The organism is Paenibacillus sp. 1011MAR3C5, assembly GCF_003591485.1.
In the GTDB taxonomy this organism is placed as follows: Bacteria; Bacillota; Bacilli; order Paenibacillales; family Paenibacillaceae; genus Pristimantibacillus.
Genome location: NZ_QZCF01000004.1, coordinates 327,056 through 348,615, shown reverse-complemented (window position 1 = coordinate 348,615; position 21,560 = coordinate 327,056). Strand labels below are relative to the sequence as shown.

Genomic DNA, 21,560 nt, shown 5'->3' with positions numbered 1-21,560 from the left:
CTTCCTTTCAGCCCGTTAGTCCATTAGTTCCAGATGAATGCGTATCCATTCTTCTCTTGTTTGTTGTTCATCTCGTTCAGCAGAGCCTTATGTTCTGCTGCGGAAACACCTGCAAGCTGAAGCTGTCCTCCCATAGCCAGTGACATCTTCTCTGTGCTGTTGACCAGTTGACGAATCGTTTCTTTCAACATTTGAACTCCTCCGCCTCTCTACTAAATCTTATTGTATAGCTAGTACATTTATACTATAACAAGATTTAATAGGTTAGCCAACGCAAACCTCATTCGTATTTACCGAAATGGGTTTTGCGCGATTGTCGAAAAGCCTTATGCTGACTGGCCTCCCGCCAGCTGCTGCAGCAGCTTGTCCTTCCAAAACGCATCCGCCTGCAGCTCCGCGAGAAGCTCTTGAAACCGATTATAGTGCATACGGCTTACGACGGAACCGTACAATACAACGCCGGATTGCTCGCATGCCTGCAAAAATAATTCTTTATTCCCGGTTACGTCACTCTTCGTTCCGCTGCCGTTATAATAGTCCCTTATCCAGCCCACCTGCTCATCCGGTCCTTCGAGAAGGTACATCGTCAAAAGTGTCTGCTTGCGATTCAGAAAATCGCTTTTTTCGTCCCACCGCAGCAAATCTCTGCAATCATTCCGAAGCTGGGCGGATATGCCCAGCTCCGCCGCATATTCCGCAACGGTCTCATTCCAGGGACGACCGGCCAGCAGAACGCCCGCCATACAGGCCATAACGAGAAGCGATGCCGACTTGCCTCTCACCATCTGGAAGTAGCTCTCTTCCGTATGGGTATCATTCACCAGATCTGTCATTTGCCCGTTGGCCGATTGAATCAGCTGTGTATTCATCATAACAGCCAGCTCGCCGCGCAGCACAGGATCGGATGTGCTATGGATCAGCGCCTGCTGAGACAGCGTAACCAGCGACGTGGCAACGTGCAGAGCAACCGGCAGCGGAGCTTGCATCCAAGGTTTCGATGGCGCATCCCCGTCTTCCAGATCATCCAGGATATCGGACGCCAGAATAAAGAGCTCGATCGCTGCCGCGGCCCCGTCAATATCGGCATCCTTACCCTCGAACATATGATAATGGATGGCGGCAAGCTCCCCGAACATCATCGTCTCTGCCAGTTTCTCTTCAATAAAGGAATGAGAGAACTCGAGCAACGGTTGCGCGGTAAACCACTGGGAGGCATACTGCTTCATCCGGAAGCCGACCTGCTCTTTCACGATAGTCACGTTACATCCTCCGATTCATGCAATAATATTCCAATTATACTATGAATGCCGGATCGTTTCATCCTTTATCGACGACCTCTTAATTCCCCCCTCGCTTCTCTTCATCAGGAGATGTGCAATCATCTCCATTCGTTTCTCCACTAGGCTCTTGCGCTCATTGGCCGGATCGTTGCTGTGTTTGCCGAGATTCGTGGACTTAAACTTCAACACCTCCCGCATTGCTTACGGCGTAATGCATATATACAGCTTCCATGGTCAATCCACCACCAGGAAGTTCTGCAATCAATTTTGTCGGGCTGTCACAAGCAACTAAACTCCCCTCCCTCATGACACCAACACGATCGCAATGATACTGAATTTCGGTCATATCATGCGATACGATGACGATGGTCTTGCCCTGCAATTTAAGTGAAGCCAGTATGGCCCAATATTCCTTCTTCGCCTGCGCATCCAGACCCGTCGTCGGTTCATCCAGAAAGACGATCGAAGGATCGTTCACAACCGCGATCGCGAGTGTCGTGCGCTGTCTAAGTCCGCCGGACAATCGCCTGACAACCTTATCCTCATAAGGTGTAAGTCCGAATTGCTTTAAAATGCCCTCAATGTTGTTCTTCTGATGATAGAACCCCTGGAACATGTCCAAGGCCTCACGCACCGTAAGACGATCCACAAGTGAAGTGCTTTGCGAAAATATATTGATATGCTCCTTCAACTTGTCCCATTCCGTGCTCATATCGATGCCCAGTACGTTTAATGCGCCTTCATCGAGAATCTGATTACCGGATAACAGCTCAAGCAGCGTCGTCTTGCCTGCTCCGTTCTTGCCAATTAAACCGAATAGCTCGCCCTTCTTTACCTGAAAGGATACTTGCTTGATCGCATTATTCGTCCCATAGTGCTTGCTGACTGTGTCCACCTGAATAATCGCTTGCTTATCCATTCGGTCTGCCTCCGTAAATATTTTATTGATTCTACGATAGCGCATTCATAACGTGATTTCACCGAAAACCTCACTCGTAATTTACGCAAAACGATTGCGTTCCGAAATGCCCTAAAAAGTTATGCACAGTTATATCCACAGACGTGAATAAATTGTTAGTTAATTCTGTCGAAATATATAACGAACCGTTATCCTGAACATGTCGTTTTGGCGCATCCTTGTATCTTCGCAATAAAGAACGTGGATCGTTATCCACGTTATACACATTATCCACAGTGTATAAGTGAAAAAACTATCCACGTTTGCATCATTTATTTAGTGATTGTAAACCCGCATTCCTGCACATATTTATTCAATTATTCACACTATTCTGTAGGTATGTGGATAACTTTGTGCACAATCCATGTATCCACAGTCTTTTTTACGCCAAAAATCATTTTCGCCGTCCAATATACAAAAGATGCGTCGAACTGCCAAGCATAGACGGATTCATCGACAATTCCATGACCAGCTCCATTAACTGATGATAGACTTCTTCGCCTTGGTCCCGCCAATATTCGTATGCCTGATGGTCAAGGGCGGACGCGAAGCTGTCCGATCCGATCAGATTTAACGTCTCGAAGCCCTCTTCCTCCATCTGAGGAATGATGCGTTCGATTTTCTCAAAATATACCCCTGTGAACCTGCCCGCCTCACTGTGGTTGAATATCCCCGATTGGGAGAATTCCATTAACGCATCGATGCGATTATTCGGCTTCCACTGCATGGGATTGCGAATCGACTGCTGCATAAAGGCGACTCGCGGCATAAACGCTGCAGCGACGATGCCGCCCGGCTTGGTAACACGATACAGCTCCCGAATGGCCTGAATGCGCTCTTCCTGTTCCTGCAGATGATACAGCGGTCCCATCATTACGGCAGCATCAAACGATTCATCCGCAAAGCAATCCAGCGAAGCTGCATTGCTCACGTGAAAGCCAGAGAATCGGCTATCCACACCTGCCGCGCCTGCCTTCTCCCTGGCCTCCGCAACGAACCGCGGGATCAAATCCGCCAGACCTACACGATACCCCCGCCTAGCAAGCTCAATGGCATACTTGCCCGGTCCCGAGCCGATATCGGCAATATGTCCGCTGGCAGGCAAGTATCGGAGCAAGAAATGCAGGTTGATAAAAAATTCAAGCGGCTCACGATCGAGCCGCCCCCATTCATCGAATATTTCATAATAATCCCGTACTGTCGTTCCCATCGGCCTCAGCCTCCGCTTATTCGTTTGCCGTGCGTTTATCCTTCTCTCTGCGCGCTCCAGCGGTCATAATCGCTTGGTTGCAGGCCGAGATATAGGCTTCTGCCGCCGCCAGAATAATATCCTTGTTCGCAGATGTCCCGCGATACCGTGTCCCTTTATGGATAATGCTTACGACTGCTTCGCCATGTGCGTCTTCTCCGGTAGACAGCGAATGCAGCTCCAGATCCTCGAATTCCACCGCTACCGGGATCGCCTGGCCGATCGCATTAATGACCGCTTCTACAGGGCCCGCGCCCATTGCCATGTAGGATTTCTCCGCATTTTGCTCGTTCTCGCGAATCGTAACCGTTGCGCTGCGCGAACGCTGCGTTCCGGCATGCACATGCAGATCGACAAGCGCAAATGGATCAGGCTGCGTCTTGGTCATCTCGCCTGCAATGCGGATCAGCTGATCGTCCGTGACAATCTTCTGGCCATCCGCAACCTCCTTGAAACGGCTATAGACGCTCTTGAATTGATCTTCCGTCACTTCCACGCCGTATTCGGCCAGACGATGCTTGATGGCATGGCTGCCGGAATGCTTGCCCAGAATAATCATGTTGCGGGAGATGCCCATCGCTTCCGGGTCCATAATTTCATACGTATTGCGGTTTTTCAGCAGGCCGTCCTGATGAATGCCCGACTCATGCTGGAAGGCGTTGCGTCCGACAATCGGTTTGTTGTATGCAATCGGGAAGTTCATCGTGCGGCTGACAAGACGCGATGTCTCATAGATCTCGCTAACATCCACATTCGTCTTCGCCTGCACCGCGTCCTTGCGCGTCTCGATCGCCATAACCAGCTCCTCCAGCGAGCAATTGCCTGCCCGCTCGCCGATGCCGTTCACGGTAACCTCGATTTGCGTCGCGCCTCCTTGAATCGCCGCAAGGCTGTTCGCCACGGCCAGACCCAGATCATTATGGCAGTGAGCGCTGTAGCGAACCGTCTCGCCGCCTCTCGCTTCCCGGCGAACGGCCTGGAACAGATCGATAATCTCATTTGGCATCGCGTAGCCAAGCGTATCCGGCAGATTGATAACTGTCGCCCCTTCGGCAATAACGGCTTCCACCAGCTGAATGACAAAGTCGCGTCCCGATCTTGTAGAATCCATAGCCGAAAATTCAATCTCATCGACAAATTGCTTGCCATAGGCCACCATCTCACGCGCAATCTGGACAACCTCATCACGCGATTTGCGCAGCTGATGATTCAGATGGATGTCCGAAGAAGAGATGAACAGATGCAATCTGCGCTTCGCCGCATCTTGAGTCGCTTGTACCGCAGCATCGATATCCGCCTTGACGGCGCGTGCGAATCCCGCGATCTCCACGTTTTGCAATTCTCGGGAAATTTGCTGCACAGCTGCGAATTCACCCGGGCTGGATACAGCGAATCCAGGCTCAATCACATCGATGCCCAGCTTAGCCAGCTGCCTGGCAATCACAATCTTCCGCTCCGGCGCAATGGAAGCGCCCGGGGATTGCTCGCCATCTCTCAATGTTGTATCGAAAATTTGTATATTTTTCATCGTGTTCGTCATTGGTATATCCTCCTAATGGGTATTGGATTTTGGGTAACAAAAAAGGCATGCCGTCTCGATGAAGAGACGACATGCCTTCGCATATGCCGTGGTACCACTCTACTTGGCAGCATCGCTACGGAACGCCGCTTGCATAGGATGCATGCTGATGCGTTCGTGGACAACTGCCCGCTTGGAGCCGAGTGACGACGGCCAGCCGTAACGGAGTAATGGCTTCCTTCACCGTATATCGGTAAAAGAGCTGTTCCCCCGTTCCGCTCCCAGGCGAGTTTCAAGTCAGGCATTCGGCTGCGTCGCACCAACCCGCAGCTCTCTGATCGAAGGTAACTGCCTCTCCGCTTGGAGGGCGCTATGCTTCGTATTCCTGCTCTGACTTTACTTGCTCCTGTTCATTGCGTTTCTTGCTATGCAAATGTTGGTTAACGGTTCAGTGAATCTACTTACAGCTTCAGGACAACAAGAAAAGCCTGTCGCCTCTATGCAAGAGACGACAGGCTATAATGACCCGCGCGGTACCACCCTTGTTGACCGTCACACGTTGTTGGATCTCAACGGGAGACATGCCCACCTTAGTCATAAGACCGGCTCCGGATGCCGATGCTTATGTACCCCGTTACGGAGGTTAACCGTAGCCATGTACGCAAGCTCGCCATCATGCATGATCTGCATAGAGGCCGCTTATTTCCATCGCTCCGCTCCCAGGCGAGCTTCGAACCCTTCTTCGGCTGCGTTGCACCATCCCGCAGCTCTCTGACTCCCCGATCGGTTCTACTATTCCTGTTCCCAGCGTTTCATCCATATGTGATTGAAGTATTGCTGCTTATTATATCCATTCCCTAATTATCTGTCAATTCAGAAATGATTATTCCTTCAAAAATAATTCACGCGCCTGCAGAGACAGACCACTCTTCCAGGGAAAGACCGGGATCGGCCTTCATGTCCAGCTCCGTGAATTGGCCTCTCGCCAGCTTCAGATACGCAGCAGCTCCGATCATCGCGGCATTGTCCGTGCATAATGAGCCCGGCGGAATGAGCAGCTGTATGCCAGCTTCCTCGCAGCGCTTGGACAGCTCCGTTCTCAGTCCGCTATTGGCGGCAACACCTCCGCATAACAGCAATTGCCTCGTCCCGTATTGGCTGACAGAACGCAGCGCTTTCGTTACCAGCACATCAATGACGGATTCCTGGAACCCTCTGGCAAGAGCCCCATCATCCAGCTCTTGTCCTTTCATGCGAGCCTGATTAATGACGGACAATACTGCCGACTTCAGCCCGCTGAAGCTGAAATCATAGCTGTCTGCCTCCAGCCAAGCCCGCGGCAGCGTGATCGCTTCGGAAGCTTCTCTGGCGAGCCTGTCGATATGCGGGCCGCCGGGATACGGCAATTTAAGCGCCCGGGCTACCTTGTCGTAAGCTTCCCCGACCGCATCGTCGCGTGTGCGGCCAATCACGCGGAATTCGCCTTCGGTCTCCAGCAGCACCAGCTCCGTATGGCCTCCCGAGACGACAAGCGCCATGCATGGATATTCTAGCTCATGCACGAGCGCATTGGCATAGATATGGCCCGCAATATGATGCGTGCCAATCAACGGAATATCGAGCGCCAGCGCCAGGCTCTTGGCAGCCACGATTCCGACCAGCAATGCGCCGACCAGCCCCGGCCCCTGTGTCACGGCGATTGCCGTCAAATCATCCAGCTTATGACCGGATTGTCGTACCGCTTGCTCCATAATGACTGTAATCGTCTCGACATGCTTGCGGGACGCAATCTCCGGTACGACACCGCCGAACCGTTCATGCACATCAATCTGGCTGGAGACGATATTGGACAGGATGTGCTTGCCGCCTCGTATGACAGAAGCGGATGTCTCGTCACAGCTTGTCTCAATAGCCAGTATGAGCGAGTCGTCATATGCTGCCGATGCGTGATTATATTCTTGCTGTATGTTCAATTTGATCTCTCTCCCGTCTTGAGCCGCTCCTCATCAAGCTCCGCCCACATAATTAGCGCGTCTTCATCGTTATCGGAATAATAACGAGGCCGAACACCCGCAGGCTGGAACCCGAATTTGCGGTACAAATGCTGGGCCGTCTCATTGGATACCCGTACCTCCAGCGTCATGCGCGTCGCTCCGTAGAACACCGCCGTTCGCTGGAGCTGCTCCAGCAGCAAGTGGCCGAGCCCCTTTCCACGCAGATCAGAACGCATGGCAATATTGGTAATATGCGCCTCATCCATAATGATCCACATGCCGCCATAACCGAGTAATTCGCCTTTATAAGCCATGACCAGATATTTGGCGAACATATTATTCGTCAGCTCGTTCATGAAGGCTTCAGCAGTCCAAGGGCTAGTGAAGGCTTCCTCCTCAATCGCGATAATAGCCGGAATATCGGACATCTCCATCGGACGATACAGCAGCTTGTCCATATCCATGCTCATCGCTTGGCCTCTTCGGCTTCCTTCGCCTTCCACTTCACTTCCGCCTCCGTCAACTGTGTATAATTCGGCGTGAAGCTATGCACATTCTCCCGCACTCCACTTTCATATCGCTGTGCGCCGAGATAGGCTAGCGCGCTTCCCTGAAGCACATGAGGCAGCAGCCGCACATTGATGCCTGCCGCCGCGCATCGCTCTTGCAAGGAAGCAGCAGAATCTCCATGGAGCGACAAATCGCCGGTCAGCCAGATGGTCAGATGGCCAGACGCTGCTTCCGCAGCTGCCGCGATATCAGCCGTCCAATCCGCCATGATCCGGACGCCATCGTTCAGCCAGCGGCTCCAGCCTTCCTGCGAATCCATCGAGAAGCCCGCGCTGTATACCTGTCCGCGCCGGGCATCCATAATCGGGAGCAGCCAGTGCTTGCCCTTTAGCTCTGCCGGAAGCGCCTGACCATAGGACAGACCCAGTCCCGCATGCAGCGCTCCGAATGCGACCGCCTCCAGGCTGGAGATGCCGACGAGCGGCTTCTCCCACGCCCAAGCCAGCGTCTTCGCCGCCGTCACCGCGATGCGCATCCCCGTATACGAACCAGGCCCGTTACCGACCACAATCGCATCGAGATGCTCCGCCTGCATGCAAGTGTCTCTCAGCATATCCTTCAGATGCGTAATGACATGGACGGAATGATTCCGCTCGGCGAGCGATTCGATCTCCGCCAGCACTTCTCCGTTACGTGTAATGGCCGCTGCCATAGCAGCTGTCGAAGTGTCCAACGCTATGAATGTGCCGCGTATTGTCTGTTCCATTAGGCCATCGCTCCCATCTTGTCCCATTCATCGCACCAATCGGCGTACGGCTCCCCGATGCCCTTCGCACGTATCAGGCGCTCTTCGCCGCCCGTATGCTCGATATACAGCTCCAGCCGATTGGCAGGCAGCAGCTCCTCGATCAGTGTCGCCCACTCGACCAGCGTTACGCCGGAGCCGAAGAAATAATCGTCCAAGCCAAGCTCATCCGCTTCCTCAATCGAAATCCGATAGACATCCATATGATAAAAGGGCATGGAAGCGCCCTCGTATTCTTTAATAATCGTAAAGGTCGGACTGTTCACAATGCCCGGCACGCCGATCGCAGCCGCAAATGCCTGGGAGAACGTCGTTTTGCCGGCTCCCAGGTCGCCGTCGAGCGCAATGACCGTGCCCGGCACCGCTTTGCTTGCCAACCGGGCGGCAAGCTGTGCCGTTTCCTGCAAGCTGCCGATACGCCATTCTGCATAGATTGTTCGTTGCTCCATCTTATCCACCCGTTCATGTACCAAAATGATTAAAGCCTCTCTTCGGCAGCGTCATCCTGGGCAGCGTCTCTTCCGCTGCCTTGGAGCCACTCCCGTCCCATCTGCGAGGGAGCGGAATCAACTCCACTCCGGGACTTCCTTCCTCTGTCATGCCAATCACATAGAAGGGCAATCCATGCCGCTGGAATTCCGACTTCACAGCAGCCGCGCCATGAGTATCTATCGTGCCAATAAGAACGTAATCCTCTCCCCCGTAAAGCATCCAGTCCAGCGGATTCGCACCAGCTTGCGAAGCATAAGCGCTCATGCTTCCGCTCTTAGGCAGCGAACGCTCATCCAAAACCACTCGCAGGCTCGAAGCTTCCGCTATCTCCCAAGCCTCGCTCGCAAGCCCGTCGCTCACATCGTTAAGCGAATGGCAGATTCCTGAGCGAAGCAGCAGACGCCCGGCTAAGACTGATGGGGAAGGCTGCTGATGGGCAACCAGGAGTGCCCGGTAAGACGGGTCGCCCACCAACGCGCTATACGGCTTGTCCGATACCGCAGCTTGAAGCATATGAAGGCCTGCCGCCGACATGCCGACCGGTCCCGTCACGAAGACGGCATCGCCAGGCTGCGCGCCTGACCGCACCATTTCCTTGCCTGCTTCCACCGCTCCCGTCAACGCGATCGAGATGACCAGATGAGCCGGGGACGAGGTCGTATCCCCGCCAACGATGGCTACGCCATACTGCTCCGCACAGGCATACAGTCCGTCATAGATTCGCTTCACTCGCTCCGGACCGCAAGATGGAGGCACGCATACCGAGACAACCGCATGCAGCGGCACGCCGCCCATGGCAGCTATATCGCTGACATTGGCCGCCAGCGCTTTGTAGCCGATATGCTCGTCCTTCATCGTATGTCCGGCAAAGTGTATCTGCTCTACCATCGTATCGGATACGAGCAATTGCCTTCTCTCGCCTATGATGCCGTCCTGCGCAATGCCAAAGTCGAGGACCGCCGCATCGTCTCCGATGCCCAGTGCGACTCCACGCGCAAGCTGCCAGTCAACCGACTGTCGCTCCGAGGTCCAATATCGTATGCGTGCGAACTCATCCACGAACGTCCAATCTCCTTCTAAGGCGAATTGCATGCTTTATTTCTCATCATTTTACCTTAATCGCCACTAGAATCAAAGCCATAGGGCATAAACGGCAATCGAGCCTTTCTTGTTGCGGCCGCCATGTGCCGGAACAAGAAAGGCTCGATTGCCCTACAGTTCTTTTACGATCGTAATATGTGGAGTATCTTTCAGTTCAATCTCATATGGAGATGCTGGCGGCTTGCCGTCCATTTCTTTAATAACGCGAACGCGCGGACGATGCACCGCCAATTCGTTGTTTTGCGAGACAACCACCTCTTGCCCCGTGCTTAGCATCAGCGTCGTCGCCACTGGATATACGGAGATGTGGTTGCAGAACAGCTTGATCAACTCCAGATCAAAGAAGGTCCCGCCGGCGGCGAACAGAAATTCGATTGCTTCGCTTGTCGTATACCGCTTCCGGTGAGGTCTTGGGGACACCAACGCATCATACGTATCGGCCAGACCGACGATTTGCGCATAAATGTGAATTTCATCTTTCTTTAATCCGCGGGGATAGCCCGAGCCGTTATACCGCTCATGATGCTGAAGGGCGCAATGCGCAGAGACAATGGAGATGTCATGATATTTTCTTAAAATATCGAATCCTTCCATGGGGTGGGTATGGAGAACTTTCAGATCTTCCGATGTGAAGCGCTCCGTCTGCGTCAGCAGGCTTTGCGGCATCTTCGTCATTCCGATATCGAATAGGAGCGCCCCGATCCCAAGCTCCTCCAGCTGATTCCGGTTAAACCCCTTAGCGATGCCCATAATTCCAGCGAGCACCGCCACGTTGAACGAATGCTGGAACAGATAGGCATCCCTGGAGTGAATGCTCGTCAGATTCACCAGCATATTTGGCCGTGTAGCCAGGTCCTGCATGATGCTGCCGAATACGGCGCGGAAGTTGCGTCCCATATCGGGAGCGATCGTCCGGCCTCTTGTGACGATTTCTTCCTTGAAGGAATTCATCGTTTTATATATGACATTAACTGCATTCGAACGCGTTTCGTCCCGGATGGTATCCTCAGGCACGATGTCAGCCGTATTCCCGTCCTCAATATACAAGAAATCAATGCCCAAATTTTCCAAGCGCTGAATATAACGCGCATTCAGTTCTACACCCTCGCCAAGAAGAACGTTGCCGTTGTCTTGGAAGATGGATTTTGCAACCTTGTCCCCAGGCTTGACCATTCCAAGTTGCACTTTTCTCATTGATTTGTTCCCGCCTTTTAAACAAAACTTTGCACATGGAGCCAGATAAAACTATATTAACAGACTGTGACCTTTCTTACTATGTAAGGAGCAGGTAACTATGAAATGGTAAATTTTTACCCCGGCCTAAACGCCTTCTGTTACGCAAAAAATCCCGTACATCGTGTCGGGACTTTAAGCTAATTTGCGCTTTACGATACGGTTGCGTCCGTTGTACTTCGCTTCATATAGGGCAGCATCGGCTTGAGTCATCAGTTCGCGGAGGAAGGCCTTCGGATTGTCCAAATCCGAAGAATCGAACTGTTCTATCGAAATTACGCCCATACTGATGGTAACGGCAATCGATCCATCGCCCATACCGGTTGTCACCAGGTTCTTCTCTACTGCGGACTTTACCTGCTCAGCAATGACATCCGCCTGCTCCCGGTTCGTATGCGGAAGATAGACGGTGAATTCCTCGCCTCCGAACCGGGCCAGCACGTCAGTCAGCCGCAAGGCGCTTCGTACCGCATCGACCGTACTGCAGAGCACCTCATCGCCGATCAGATGGCCGTACCGGTCATTAATCGTTTTGAAATAATCCAAATCGAAGATGAATATCGAAAACGGAATGCCGTAACGGATATTGTTGACGACCTCGCCTTCAAGCTGCTGCAGCAGATATCTCCGATTGTAGCAGCCGGTGAGACCATCCGTTATCGCCATATGCTCAAGCTTCCGATTCGCCTGATACAGTTCGTCCTGCATAATCAGAAGCTCGCGGTTCCTCTCCTGAAGCAGCTCGTTCTGCGTATTCGTCTCCTCGACCAGCATGCGCAGCTCCGTCACATCATGGAAGGTAAGCACGCGTCCTACAATACGTTTCTTCTGGTTCAGAATCGGCGCCGATTGAACAATGACGTGGCGAATATCGTTCATATCGAGCGAGAGCTCGATTTCCAGCCGCTCCATCGGCCGCATCCGCTGCGCTTCGAAAAAAGCATGCAGCTGCCGGGCGGTATCGCTCTTGAACTGCGACGCAAGCGCATCGGGATTGAAGCTGTCCCCAATACGAATACGCAGAATCGGTTTGATCACCTTATTGACCTCAATAATCGTGTCATTCTCATCCATGACAATAATGCCCATAGACATCGTATTCATGACGTCCTTCTGGACGATCTGAATGATATCAAACACCTTGTTTCGGCTGATGGCATGAACAATATAGATAGCGGTTACGGTCATCCCTACAGAAATAAGCGGAATGTAGCGCGCGAAATAATCAATATAAGCCACATTGACGAAGAAATCGGTAATGGAGAAGAACGACAGCACGAACACGCTGTTCAGTGCGGTTCTTACCATCTTGCGCTGACGGACGGAATCGTCTCTTCTTCCAAGCTTGTACAACAGAATAACAAGAGATACCGATAAATACAGCACGAGCTGAATAATCATGACCCAATAAAGCGAGCCGTGCTGAAGCTGTTTAAGCGGTTCCACAGATTGGTTAATGTCTAGAAATCCGCCGTCCGGATTCCATATAACGACAATAACCGACACAAGTGCCGGTATCGATAGCAGAAGCAAGCGACTCTTCCGAATGATGTAGTACTGTCCTGTCAAAAAGAGAATAAAAGTAAACCAGCCAATACCAAGCAACGAAAGGCCTATATAAGACGCGGATAGGTAAAAAAGCCTATAACTGACCATCGTCGTCGTCTGCGAGGCAAATTGAAACAAAGGCCATAGCATGAAGACGATATGCAAGAAAAGATAGATTCGGTGCAGAACCGTGACTGAGCTCGAGGAGAATAAATATAAAAACAGGCCCAGCAGCACCGCAAACGTACTAAAATCTAACCAAATCATCCATTCCAATACGGTTCACCCATTCATTTGGTAGCCATCTTCTTCCATTGTAGCAAATGTTAATCCTATCGACAATTGGCTATTTCGTAGTTTTTACGGAATTCTTTTCTGCGTCCGGCCAATGTTGGGTCAACATGCTCTCTAGTGCTGGAGACAGATGTAGAAAGTCTCTGAAACTTTCATATTGCTTCCACTTGGCGAGAGATAGTTCTTTGTGCGGAGTCGCTACAGCACGGATAAGCAGATTTTTGGGGGTATGCTCAGGATCCACAAATTCCAGCATACTCACCTTGTAGCCGAGCACCTCCAGCAGATTCCCCCTGACGGCATCGGTTGCGAGAGCGGAGAACCGCTCCTTCAGCAGGCCCTGTGACAGCAGCGGAGCCATTACGTCGCTCTCTACTTGCCGGAAGAGCTCATGCTGGCAGCACGGCACAGACATGATAACGGAAGCCCCCCAGCCTACCGCCTTGGCCAAAGCCGCATCTGTTGCCGTATCGCATGCATGCAGGGTCACAACCATATCAGCCGCTTCAAGACCTTCATATTCGGCAATATCCCCAACAAGAAATTTTAAGTTGTCATACCCAAGCTTATCGGCAAGACTGGTGCAGAAGGCGATCACGTCTTCCTTCAGATCGAGCCCGATCACAGAGATATCACGTCCTTGCTCTATGGCAAGCAGATGGTACAAAGCGAACGTCAGATACGACTTGCCGCAGCCGAAGTCGACAATTTTAAGCTGGCGATCGCGCGGAAGCGCGTCCAGCACATCCGTGACCATCTCCAGGAATCGGTTGATCTGGCGGTACTTATCCTGCTTCTTCGCATGTACTCGGCCGTCCTCGGTCATAATGCCCAGCTCTACCAAGAAAGGAGCCGGCTTGCCTTCCTCCAGGATACGCTGCTTCTTCCGGTTATGCTCCAGCGCGGCAGGCTTGTCTCTTCCGCTCACTGCCGTCCTTCGCACGGTCGCTTTGCCCTTCTTGCTGAACAGAAGCTGGACGTCCGCCTCCGGCGTCTTCATCAATCCCTGCCGGTACAGGGGACCGACAATCTCAAGCAATCGCGATACCGTCTCATCCTCGTCCAAATTGTGATGCAGCACTTTATTCGTATAATGAGACTCGAACTGGTAACGCAGCCCTTCCTTCAGCTGCACAGGCCTTACGACCGTCCTTGGAGCCGTCGCTTCGCCGCCTCCGCGCGGCGAGCTAAGCGTCGCTTGCAGCAATTGCCCATTCCTGATCCAGCTCTCTATATCCTGTTGCCATTGTTCCGTCATGCTTGATTGGTCACTCCCTCGTTGCCTCGTGCTTTCCATGCCGATTGCAGATCGGCCATGCCTTGGCGGATCTCTTCTCTCGGAAGTCCCCCCGCCGTAAGCGCCTCGTCACTTTGCTCCAGCAGCCTGCGGTACGTCTCGGAGGCTTCCTCCGGCGACATCGCGCTCGTCTCCAGCAGCTCATACATCATATTTTCGGTTTGATCGTAACGCCCTTCCGCCTCATGCCATTCCATCAGCAGACGCTTCGCGGAATCAGGCAGCTCATACGCGCTGAGCAAACTGAGCAGCTCGTTTATTTGCTCTCTGGGCTCTACAATCGTTGGCTCCGCTCCCATCAGAGATAATCGCACGAAGAGCCGGAGTGAACGCACATACATCCCGTAGCACTCCGTCTCCCGTCCGAGCTCCCCGTGAAGCAGCCCCTCTTGCTTCATCAGAACGGCAATCGCCTGAAGATGGTCGGTATCGGCCACCCCGTTAGTCGTCATGACTTTGATCAGATCCTCATCGGACAACGACCGGATCAGCTTGCTGCTAAGCCGAAAGTGCTTGTCCAAGAGATCGTCCAGCACAAGCAGCGCTTCCTCCTGCTTCATCTGCTTGCGCAAGCCAAGCACTTGCCCTAACGCTTCCGTCATCTGGCTAATCATTCTCATAAAATAATCGCGTTGGAACATCGGCCGCGTCCCCCCTCGCCATTCCTTATTCCTAAATCGACCTTACGAAAGAAGCAATCTCTTCCGCAAGCTGTGGCGCGCATTCCATCATGCTCATATGCCCCGCCTGCTCCAGCTCGACCTTCCTGGTTTCTTCGTTAACGGCAGAAAACGTACTCTCTATTGGAATCACTCCGTCTTGGACGCCTGCCACCAGCAAGACCGGAAGCGATGAGCCGCTGATCACCTCGCTGCGATCCCTTCTTGCCTTCATCCCCCTGGCGGTTGCTATAGCACCGTTCTGCGCGGTCGCATAACCAATCTCCTTGCACCAGGCTACCTCCGGCCCCATACCCTCCAGCCGATCCTTCGCGAACAGCTTCGGGATCAGGCCGTCCACGAACGCCGCTACGCCGCTCTCCTGAAGCGAAGCGACCGCCTTGTCTCGATTGGCGCGAGCAGCCTCGCTATCCGGCAGCGGAGTGGAATGAACAAGCCCAAATGCAGACAGCCTGTCGGCATACCGTTCTGCGAATGCCAGCGCAATATAGCCGCCCAAGGAATGGCCCAGCACGATAGCTCGGCGAATGGACAGCGAATCCAGCAGGCCGGCCAGATCATCCGCGAACAGCTCCATCCCGTATATCTCGTCCTCCGGGGCGGAGCTCCGTCCATGCCCCCTCGCGTCAGGTGCAACTACCCGGATAGATGCCGCGAGCTCGTCCACTATCTTCTCCCAATAGGCGGAGCTGCCGCAATAGCCATGCAGCAAGACCAGCGCCGTATCGAGTCCATGCGATTCCTTGGAGTCATAATAAGCCAGCTTGACGCCGCTCTCCACCACTACGGCATCCAGCGTAATCGATTGGCTGATGTCGTCTGCTTTTTCATTCTGTTCCATCATAATCAAGCCTCCTTATCGGTATGAACCCCACTACCCGTTATTCCCTTTCGCCAACCAGGCCTCCCGTATCGCCGCCGCCGCTTGCTTCGCCATATCCATTACCAGATGCAGCGATGTTGTTTGCAGCATGCCGTACGCCTTCACCCCGTTCAAATTAACGACACCGGCTATACTGTAATCACCGACAGCCGGGAGCCTTCGTCCCGTTGCCGCTCCCGGCTGCAACGGTCCCTCCCGGGTGATAAAGCCTCCTACCGATTGCGGCTTGCCGAGGCAAGCGTCAACTGCAATCACCGTCAGCCTGCCGCTGTCTTGCAGGACCGCCGCTCGGCTTACAGCCGACTCTACCGCGTGTGCATCGCAAGGTTCCTCCAATGTGCCGATCACATGCTTCCAGCCTTGCTCCTTCAGCAGCATGCCGAGCAGCGGACCGAAGGCATCTCCGGTTGACCGGTCGCTTCCAATACAGATGAACATGATCCGGTCCGGATCGGGCTCCTTCCTTGCGACCATAGCAAGAAACTCCGCTAATCCAGCTGCATCCCATGCTGCCTGTATATCGGTCTCCGCTTCCTTGCGCTTCATTCTCGACCGCGATCCCCTCGCTGCGTCGCTTCCTGTTGACTGTTCCATCATCCGCACTTGATTCTTCACCCGTTTCCGCACTCTTTCCCAATACCGTTTATTGTACCGAATATTGCCCTTGTCTTCAATTTGTTGGCGATCTCCTCCCCAGTCGTGATACAATGACGAGAGTCAATACCCATGGAAAGGGGCGTACCCTATGAGCAACCTGGATCAGCACACCCAAGAAAACGTCGAAATTATGATCGAAGCCATTAAGACCAAGCTAAGAATGGCATCGGGCGCAGCCATGCAAGCCTCCAATTTCAACGTAGACCAATACGAGGATATAAAGGACCTGTACGATGTCGTGAACGGCAAGGATCGATTCAGCATTAGCGAAGTCGAAGCACTGGTATCGGAGCTGGGCAAGCTGCGCAAAAAGCAATAGGATTCATAGGCCGGAATATATCGTTTATTCTGCCATTATGAACCATTAATTATCATTATTCGACAAAAAAGAACCGGGATCGTTCAAGACGATTCCGGTTCTTTCTCATGCCCGTACTGCTATTCCTGTGCATCCGTATCTTCGTTCTTCTCCGTATCCACCGCTTCAATGGACAGCTTGATAGAGATATCCTTGCGCTCGCCCTTCAGGAAGTGCGCCAATCTCTCCAGCTTGTCGGCCAGCTCAGGGCCGGTCAGCGTCGTATTCAACTGGTAGTCGAATGAATCGGAAGGAAGCTTCGCGCCATAGCTGCCGCCGCGCCAGCCGCGTTCATCGGCATGGCCCGGGCGCTGGTTCAAATTTTCTTGCGCAGGGTAGAACTTATCTGATTTATTCACGACACGCTCGTAGATTCTGAGCTTCTTCAACAGCATGTAATATTGTGCGGAATGCTTGAAGTTCCAAGCCTCCCTAATATCTTTAAGTGTATAATCCATCTTCCAGCGCTTCAGCTTCTCCACCTGCTCGTCTGAGCTGAGCTGCAAAAATTCGTCGAGCGGCAGCATTTTCTCTGGCATTTCTATCCCTCCAATATGATCTATCTTCATTTCAGATTATTAATTCTAAAAACAATATTTATTATATAAAAAATACCATAATGCAAGAAAAAACACAACAAAAAACCTTCCCGTTCATCGCATAGTCGATTTTCAGGAAGGTTCGCTATTCATTTTGGGCTTGCTCCTGCCGATGCAAGAAATTGATGAAAGGCCTCTCTGCCCCGTTCCGTTCGCTTGAATACACCCGCATCCGTCAGCACGTCAAGAAAGCGTTCCCCCGTTTCGTGCTGCATGATCGCCCATGCCTGTGCATTTGAATTCGCAGTACCGTGATTCTCCGCCAGCGACGCCAGCCACTCCCCATGCTTGTGGAGCGGATGATCCGCCTGACCGAGCTTATCAATAGACTCAATAGCATCCGGCGTCAGATATAAGGACAAGCTTTTCAGCTCTTCGCTCAGCCTGCCCGGAAGCACCGCCAGCCCCATAACCTCAATAAGTCCAATATTTTCCTTCTTGATGTGATGCAGGCTCCGGTGAGGATGAAAGATGCCATCCGGGTGCTCGGAGCTGGTCCGATTGTTGCGCAGTACCAGGTCCAGCTCATACTCCCCGTTATCCCGAAGACGCGCAATTGGCGTAACCGTATTATGGGATTCTCGTATGCCGCCCTCTCGTTCCGTCCATGCCAGCACCTCCGCAGACGCATCGCTGTAGCCTCTCCAGGCATCCAGAATCCGGTTAGCCGCTTCCAGCACCGCAGACCGGGATGCTCCGTTCAGGCGGATGACTGACATGGGCCACTCCACGATGCCGATCGATACACCAGGATTACCGTCGTCCGTGAAATATGCCTCTACCTTAGCGGTTTCCATCGGGAATACATGCCGTCCGGCCTGGAAGTGATCATGGCTTAGAATCGAACCTCCCACGATAGGCAGATCTGCGTTGGAGCCGATAAAGTAATGCGGGAATTGCTCTACAAAATCAAGCAGCCTCACAAAAGTGTCAGGAGAGATCGACATCGGCTCATGTGCCGCCTTCAGCACGATGCTGTGCTCATTGTAATAGACATAGGGAGAATATTGAAAACACCAGTCTTCCCCTCCGAGCTGCAGCGGCAGGACTCTCAGGTTCTGTCTTGCCGGATGATCGATTCGCCCGGCGTAACCTACATTATCCGCACATAGAAGGCACCTCGGATAATGCCCCTGCGGCATCGATCTCAGCTTGGCGATTTCTTGCGGGTCCTTCTCCGGCTTTGACAAATTGATCGTCATCTCCAGGTTCCCGTAAGAAGTTTCGTGCTGCCAGTACAGGTTGCTGGCGATCCGGTCCATACGTATATAATTGCTCGCAATGTTCATCCGGTAGAAGGCATCCGTCGCACTTGACAGCCCTTCCCGCTCCGCCCGCTCACGGAAGCTCGCCGCTGCTTCTGACGGCCTTGGCATTAGCAGCCCCATAATCCGAGCATCCAGCAAATCCCGCTGCGTCGTCGTGTATGCCGGCACCAACCCGATTGAACAGCCGTAATCAAGCAGCGGTTCCAGCAGCTCGGAGACATTATCCGTCGTCTCAGCGGGGACCACTCCCCCATACGGTTCGGCAAAGCCGAACAAATCAAGCAGGGCGTTGCGTCCATAGGGTACATCCAGCTCATGCAGCAACTCCTGTTGCCTTGCGAATGCCAATAATCGTTCGATCAGCAGCAACGCTTCTTCGGAAGAAGGCGCCGCTTGCGTGGCGATACTCATGCTGTCTAGCTCCTCTCACGCAGGTGCGGTCAGATGCCTCCTAGCCCTCGTAGCCATTGGGGCGCGATGCATGCCAGTTCCATGCGCTTGTAATGATATGCTTCAGCTCGCTGCGGCTTGGCGCCCATCCCAGTTCCGAGCGTGCACGCTCGGACGATGCGACCAATACAGCAGGGTCGCCCGCGCGACGCGGCTCGATAAGCGCCGGAATTTCCTTCCCTGTTACCGTACGCGCAATTTCAATCACTTCTTTTACTGAAAAGCCTTGGCCGTTGCCCAAATTATAGACCGAGCTGTCAGCGCCCGTTCGCAGACGGTCGACCGCCAGCACATGGGCATCCGCCAGATCGCTTACATGGATATAATCGCGGATGCATGTGCCATCCGGTGTATCGTAATCGTCGCCGAAGACAGAGATATGCGGACGCTTGCCGAGCGCTGCTTCCAGTACGATTGGCACCAGATGCGTCTCTGGCCTATGGTCCTCCCCAATCTTGCCGCTATCATGGGCCCCGGCGGCATTGAAGTAACGAAGGGAGATAGATTTGATCTCATGCGCCGTATCGAACCATTGCATCATCTTCTCCATCGCCAGCTTGGTCTCGCCGTAAGCATTCGTCGGCAATGTCCGGTCGTACTCGTCAATCGGGACTTGCTCCGGCTCGCCATACGTTGCTGCTGTCGATGAGAATACGATCTTTTTGACGTTGTATTCATTCATCTTCTCCAGCAGGCATAACGTTCCGTACACATTGTTGTGATAATATTTCCCCGGCAGCTTCATACTCTCCCCGACCAGAGAGTTAGCGGCGAAATGAATAATGGCATCGATCTCGTTTTCCGTGAATACTCTGTCCAGCACCTCTGCATCACGCAAGTCGCCAACGTAGAGCTTGCCGCCAAGCAATGCCTCCTTATGCCCTTGCTGCAAATTATCGAGCACTACGATGTCCTCTCCGCGTTCGAGCAGCGCTGCGACCGTATGGGAGCCGATATACCCTGCTCCTCCCGTTACTAATACTGCCATTTCACCATCTCCTCGTTCATATTGGCGACAAACGGATCAAGCTTCCAAGCGCTCGACGCCATTGCCGATGCTGCATACATAGAACTCCGCCTTGAGGCCGGTAGCCTCCGTATATAGACGGCCAACCTCTTCTTGGAATAGAGCCACACTGTCCTCATGAACAAGCGATACAGTACATCCGCCGAAGCCCGCTCCGGTCATGCGCGATCCGACTACACCCGGCACTTCGCGGGCGGCATCCGCAAGCGCGTCGAGCTCATGACCTGTCACCTCGTACAAATCCCGAAGCGACTGATGGGATGCATTCATGAGTTGGCCGAACCGTTCCAGATCCCCATCGTTCAGTGCCTTGACTGATTGCAGTACGCGCTCGTTCTCTTCCACCACATGCTGCGCACGTCTTCTCACCGTATCGTCTTGAATCAGATGCTTAATGCTGTGGAATTGCTCCGCGCTTAGCTGGCCAAGCAGTTCCAGGCCCGAATGTACGGCCCGAAGCTCCTCCACCGCCTTCTCGCATTCGGCGCGCCGCTCATTATATTTGGAGTCGGCGAGACCTCTCTGTTTGTTCGTATTGGCGATCACAAGCCGGTAGCTGCCCGTGCGGAAAGGCACCTGCTCTACCTTTAAGGTATCGCACATTAGCAACATCGCATGGTCCCGCAGCCCATTTGCGACAGCAAATTGATCCATGATCCCGCATTTGACGCCATTGAACTCATTCTCCGATTTTTGGGACAATAATGCAATTTTTGTTTTGTTTAGCGGCAAGCCTTCCATGGACAGCAATGCATATGCCGTTACCACTTCGATAGACGCGGAGGAGGACAAGCCCGAGCCGTTGGGAATCTCGCCATGATAGAGCAGATCATAGCCTTGGCTGAACGCAATGCCTTGGCTGTGCAGCTCATGAACAATTCCTTTGGGATAATTCATCCATTCATCCGATTTGTCATACGCAATAGAATCGATAGACAGCAGCTTGGAGAGCTGGAAGTTGGTAGAAGCCAGTCCCAAGCCCCGGTCCTTTCTTCCCCGGATCAATAATGTCGTACCAAAGGTAAGCGCCGCCGGGAAGACATAGCCTCCATTATAGTCCGTATGCTCGCCGATCAGATTGACTCTTCCGGGCGCATGAAAAACTTCAATATCCGACGGTTGTCCGCCATAATGTTCGATGAACTGGATTTTAAGCGTTTCTATATTAGCCATTCGCATTCACGTTCCTTTGCTGGTGGAATGAATCGTCTACTCTCTTTAGCCTTAGTATAGTGGAAGTAAGCTGGAAGGGAAATGGCGGAATGGATGCATCATATGTATTTATGTGACTTTTCCGACGACAGTCAAGCATGATAAGATGAAAAAAAGGTATCGGATTACAACGTCACAGAAAGGGG

The 21,560-nt window shown here is 52.8% G+C and carries 21 protein-coding genes; 1 reads left to right on the top strand and 20 read right to left on the bottom strand.

The features are described 5' to 3' along the window. Positions 1-23: 23 nt before the first annotated feature. From comX to yyaC, 16 genes are all read right to left on the bottom strand, one after another. Positions 24-191, bottom strand: a complete 168-nt coding sequence (gene comX, locus D3P07_RS27080) for a competence pheromone ComX (RefSeq protein ID WP_182914342.1) — start codon at positions 189-191, stop codon at positions 24-26. A 135-nt stretch (positions 192-326) separates the two neighbouring features. Then, positions 327-1,259, bottom strand: a complete 933-nt coding sequence (locus D3P07_RS15265; RefSeq protein ID WP_119801082.1) for a polyprenyl synthetase family protein — start codon at positions 1,257-1,259, stop codon at positions 327-329. A 196-nt stretch (positions 1,260-1,455) separates the two neighbouring features. After that, positions 1,456-2,199 (bottom strand): ABC transporter ATP-binding protein, encoded by a 744-nt coding sequence (locus D3P07_RS15260; protein WP_119801081.1) that lies wholly within the window; start codon positions 2,197-2,199, stop codon positions 1,456-1,458. A 433-nt stretch (positions 2,200-2,632) separates the two neighbouring features. Further along, complete coding sequence (locus D3P07_RS15255; RefSeq protein ID WP_119801080.1) at positions 2,633-3,448, bottom strand: class I SAM-dependent methyltransferase; 816 nt, start codon at positions 3,446-3,448, stop codon at positions 2,633-2,635. A 16-nt stretch (positions 3,449-3,464) separates the two neighbouring features. Then, positions 3,465-5,027, bottom strand: coding sequence for a 2-isopropylmalate synthase (locus tag D3P07_RS15250; protein ID WP_259391524.1), 1,563 nt, complete (start codon positions 5,025-5,027; stop codon positions 3,465-3,467). A gap of 881 nt (positions 5,028-5,908) precedes the next feature. Beyond that, the gene (gene tsaD, locus D3P07_RS15240) at positions 5,909-6,979 is read right to left on the bottom strand and encodes a tRNA (adenosine(37)-N6)-threonylcarbamoyltransferase complex transferase subunit TsaD (protein ID WP_182914341.1); all 1,071 of its coding nucleotides are present in this window, start codon (positions 6,977-6,979) and stop codon (positions 5,909-5,911) included. Next, entirely contained in the window at positions 6,976-7,470 is a 495-nt protein-coding gene (gene rimI / locus D3P07_RS15235; RefSeq protein WP_119801078.1) for a ribosomal protein S18-alanine N-acetyltransferase, read from the bottom strand. Before rimI ends, tsaD begins: the two co-directional genes overlap by 4 nt. Continuing rightward, positions 7,467-8,276 carry a tRNA (adenosine(37)-N6)-threonylcarbamoyltransferase complex dimerization subunit type 1 TsaB gene (gene tsaB / locus D3P07_RS15230; RefSeq protein ID WP_182914340.1) on the bottom strand — a complete coding sequence of 270 codons (810 nt, stop codon included), beginning with the start codon at positions 8,274-8,276 and terminating at the stop codon, positions 7,467-7,469. The genes rimI and tsaB overlap by 4 nt, the downstream gene beginning before the upstream one ends. After that, positions 8,276-8,764: a tRNA (adenosine(37)-N6)-threonylcarbamoyltransferase complex ATPase subunit type 1 TsaE gene (tsaE, locus tag D3P07_RS15225; RefSeq protein ID WP_119801223.1), complete on the bottom strand. Its 489-nt coding sequence runs from the start codon at positions 8,762-8,764 to the stop codon at positions 8,276-8,278. Before tsaE ends, tsaB begins: the two co-directional genes overlap by 1 nt. 13 nt (positions 8,765-8,777) lie before the next feature. Next, on the bottom strand, positions 8,778-9,899 hold the full coding sequence (gene thiL / locus D3P07_RS15220; RefSeq protein WP_119801076.1) for a thiamine-phosphate kinase: 1,122 nt from the start codon (positions 9,897-9,899) through the stop codon (positions 8,778-8,780). Positions 9,900-10,019: 120 nt separating this feature from the next. Continuing rightward, positions 10,020-11,102, bottom strand: a complete 1,083-nt coding sequence (locus D3P07_RS15215) for an HD-GYP domain-containing protein (RefSeq protein WP_119801075.1) — start codon at positions 11,100-11,102, stop codon at positions 10,020-10,022. Between the two features lie 174 nt (positions 11,103-11,276). Further along, a complete protein-coding gene (locus tag D3P07_RS15210; RefSeq protein WP_259391537.1) occupies positions 11,277-12,956 on the bottom strand; it encodes a histidine kinase N-terminal 7TM domain-containing diguanylate cyclase in 1,680 nt (559 codons plus the stop codon). Positions 12,957-13,035: 79 nt separating this feature from the next. Next, the gene (locus D3P07_RS15205) at positions 13,036-14,241 is read right to left on the bottom strand and encodes a class I SAM-dependent methyltransferase (protein WP_119801073.1); all 1,206 of its coding nucleotides are present in this window, start codon (positions 14,239-14,241) and stop codon (positions 13,036-13,038) included. Further along, entirely contained in the window at positions 14,238-14,921 is a 684-nt protein-coding gene (locus tag D3P07_RS15200; protein ID WP_119801072.1) for a DUF6483 family protein, read from the bottom strand. The genes D3P07_RS15205 and D3P07_RS15200 overlap by 4 nt, the downstream gene beginning before the upstream one ends. Before the next feature lie 31 nt (positions 14,922-14,952). Further along, positions 14,953-15,804: an alpha/beta fold hydrolase gene (locus D3P07_RS15195; RefSeq protein ID WP_259391523.1), complete on the bottom strand. Its 852-nt coding sequence runs from the start codon at positions 15,802-15,804 to the stop codon at positions 14,953-14,955. Between the two features lie 30 nt (positions 15,805-15,834). Beyond that, the gene (yyaC, locus tag D3P07_RS15190) at positions 15,835-16,458 is read right to left on the bottom strand and encodes a spore protease YyaC (protein WP_259391521.1); all 624 of its coding nucleotides are present in this window, start codon (positions 16,456-16,458) and stop codon (positions 15,835-15,837) included. A gap of 130 nt (positions 16,459-16,588) precedes the next feature. Here yyaC and D3P07_RS15185 point away from each other — a divergent pair, with 130 nt between their 5' ends. Next, positions 16,589-16,819 (top strand): DUF1128 domain-containing protein, encoded by a 231-nt coding sequence (locus tag D3P07_RS15185; RefSeq protein WP_119801070.1) that lies wholly within the window; start codon positions 16,589-16,591, stop codon positions 16,817-16,819. Positions 16,820-16,938: 119 nt separating this feature from the next. Here the strand turns inward: D3P07_RS15185 and D3P07_RS15180 are convergent, their stop codons facing one another. From D3P07_RS15180 to D3P07_RS15165, 4 genes are all read right to left on the bottom strand, one after another. After that, the gene (locus tag D3P07_RS15180) at positions 16,939-17,397 is read right to left on the bottom strand and encodes a hypothetical protein (RefSeq protein ID WP_119801069.1); all 459 of its coding nucleotides are present in this window, start codon (positions 17,395-17,397) and stop codon (positions 16,939-16,941) included. 149 nt (positions 17,398-17,546) lie between these two features. Further along, positions 17,547-19,136: a UDP-glucose--hexose-1-phosphate uridylyltransferase gene (locus tag D3P07_RS15175; protein WP_119801068.1), complete on the bottom strand. Its 1,590-nt coding sequence runs from the start codon at positions 19,134-19,136 to the stop codon at positions 17,547-17,549. Positions 19,137-19,176: 40 nt separating this feature from the next. Further along, on the bottom strand, positions 19,177-20,163 hold the full coding sequence (galE, locus tag D3P07_RS15170) for a UDP-glucose 4-epimerase GalE (RefSeq protein WP_119801067.1): 987 nt from the start codon (positions 20,161-20,163) through the stop codon (positions 19,177-19,179). A 36-nt stretch (positions 20,164-20,199) separates the two neighbouring features. Beyond that, positions 20,200-21,375, bottom strand: coding sequence for a galactokinase (locus D3P07_RS15165; RefSeq protein WP_119801066.1), 1,176 nt, complete (start codon positions 21,373-21,375; stop codon positions 20,200-20,202). Positions 21,376-21,560: the final 185 nt, after the last annotated feature.